The sequence below is a fragment of the Cobetia sp. SIMBA_158 genome (assembly GCF_046566945.1).
Lineage (GTDB): Bacteria > Pseudomonadota > Gammaproteobacteria > Pseudomonadales > Halomonadaceae > Cobetia > Cobetia amphilecti.
Genome location: NZ_JAWJYL010000257.1, coordinates 1 through 278, shown reverse-complemented (window position 1 = coordinate 278; position 278 = coordinate 1). Strand labels below are relative to the sequence as shown.

Here is a 278-nt window from a genome sequence, read left to right as displayed (position 1 = left end):
GTAATGAATTTGTCCCAATCTATTATTATCCTGAAATCGATTTAGGAGAAATTTTAGCGAGAAGGGAATGTGAGTTCTTTGTCATAAATGGCACTACCTATAAACAACTTTCATCGAGTATAGAGGATCAGCTTTTTGTGATTTATGTAGAAATAATTGAAGAAGAGCCGCCACTTAAAAAAATAGAATCGACGGAAAGTACTGTTTCATTAGAAATACGAGAATTAAATGCTCGAAATAATCATCCACTCATTACAACTGAAATCTTTCATAATCAC

General features: G+C 32.4%; 1 protein-coding gene. It reads left to right on the top strand.

Annotated elements, in window-relative coordinates:
• Window positions 1-278, top strand: a 278-nt coding sequence (locus R2R70_RS19870) for a hypothetical protein (protein ID WP_410978879.1), incomplete at both ends; no start/stop codon positions are given.